The organism is Gluconobacter oxydans (genome assembly GCF_006539685.1).
Lineage (GTDB): Bacteria > Pseudomonadota > Alphaproteobacteria > Acetobacterales > Acetobacteraceae > Gluconobacter > Gluconobacter oxydans.
This window is the reverse complement of the sequence record NZ_BJNM01000088.1, coordinates 1-1,433: the sequence shown is the minus strand read 5'-3', so window position 1 is coordinate 1,433 and position 1,433 is coordinate 1. Positions and strand designations below refer to the sequence as shown.

The window sequence follows — 1,433 nt, the reverse complement described above, 5'->3', positions numbered from 1 at the left end:
AAACAACTATACCGCCATTCTCAATCAGCATCATTATGAACGGCTGAATGGCCTGATCGACAATGCCGAGGACCAGGGCGCGCAGGTGATCCGTCTGGGGAGCAATTCAGACGAAAGCCATGTTCTGGCCCCCGTCCTGCTGCTGGATGTGACACCGCAGATGACCGTTATGCAGGAGGAAATTTTCGGGCCTGTCCTGCCAGTCCTCACTTATCGCGCACTGGATGAGGCGATTGCTTTCATCAATGAGCGCCCGCGTCCTCTGGCTCTGTATTATTTCGGCGATAACCGCGCTGAACGTGACAGGGTTCTCAGGTGCACGGTTTCCGGAAATGTCACCATCAATGGTGCCCTGCTGCATATCGCGCAGGACGACCTGCCCTTCGGAGGCGTGGGAGACAGTGGGGTCGGGGCGTATCACGGGAAGGAACGCTTTATCGCGCTGACTCATCCCCGGGGCATTTACCGGCAGGGGCGACTCAGTGCCGCGACGTTGCTTCAGCCACCTTTCGACAGGCTCACCGATGTCATTACAAATCTGCTTTTACGATAAAAAACGCGAATTTCTGCCAGCACTATCAGCCTAGTACTATCAGCATGGTGGATCTCGGTAGTTGCTGACGCTATCGTCGTTGGAACTGAGGTTAAGGGACGCAGATAAGATGAAGCAGGATGCTGACGATATTACTGGGTTGCATCACGTCGCCATCATCGCGTCGGATTATCAGCGCTCCCGAGCGTTTTATGTTGATGTACTGGGCTTCAAGGTCATCGCTGAAAATTTTCGGGCCGAGCGTAATTCATGGAAGTGTGATCTTCAGGTCGGTGATGCCCAGATTGAGCTCTTTTCCTTTCCGCATGCTCCCTCTCGGGTTTCGCGACCAGAAGCCTGTGGACTGCGCCATCTCGCATTCCGTGTTCAGGATAGTGCCCAAGTCGTGCAACGTTTAGAGGGGCACGGGGTTGTCTCGGAGCCAATTCGCACAGACCCCTATACAGGCCGCCTGTTCACGTTTTTCGCGGATCCGGATGATCTTCCGCTCGAACTCTATGAAATATGAGCGGTCCCTGCTTCAGCAGCCACGGTAAGGCGGCTCTTGGGTCGATCTGGCCCATGTTGCCGCCATGCTTTGAAGCGTGTGATTTAATTATCCAGACTGAAATTTACCGTTGTCTGGTGATGATGCTCAACCACGGGAACGCCTTTTACGGTCGCTGGGGCATATCGCTGTCGCCGACAGTGATCGAGTGCACTTGCGTTGAATTCAGGGTTTGTACTGGAAACTACCTGACAGTTCACCGTATGCCCGGTTTTATCAATATCAAACACCATCTTGACCTGGCCTGTGGCATTTTCCCTGACCAGTTTTTCCGGATACACAGGTTCGTTTTTCATAACCTGCGGAGGATTGGATTTCGTTTCCTAGGTGTTT

3 protein-coding genes are annotated in these 1,433 nt (G+C 53.2%); all 3 read left to right on the top strand.

Going from position 1 to position 1,433, the window contains the following annotated elements:
- Nucleotides 1–553: aldehyde dehydrogenase family protein (locus GOX01_RS12675; RefSeq protein WP_141259275.1), on the top strand; the 553-nt coding region annotated here is incomplete at its 5' end.
- A gap of 109 nt (nt 554–662) precedes the next feature.
- On the top strand, nt 663–1,061 hold the full coding sequence (gene gloA2 / locus GOX01_RS12670; RefSeq protein WP_034953145.1) for an SMU1112c/YaeR family gloxylase I-like metalloprotein: 399 nt from the start codon (nt 663–665) through the stop codon (nt 1,059–1,061).
- Nucleotides 1,058–1,433: hypothetical protein (locus GOX01_RS13380; RefSeq protein WP_024716592.1), on the top strand; the 376-nt coding region annotated here is incomplete at its 3' end. The genes gloA2 and GOX01_RS13380, both read left to right, overlap by 4 nt.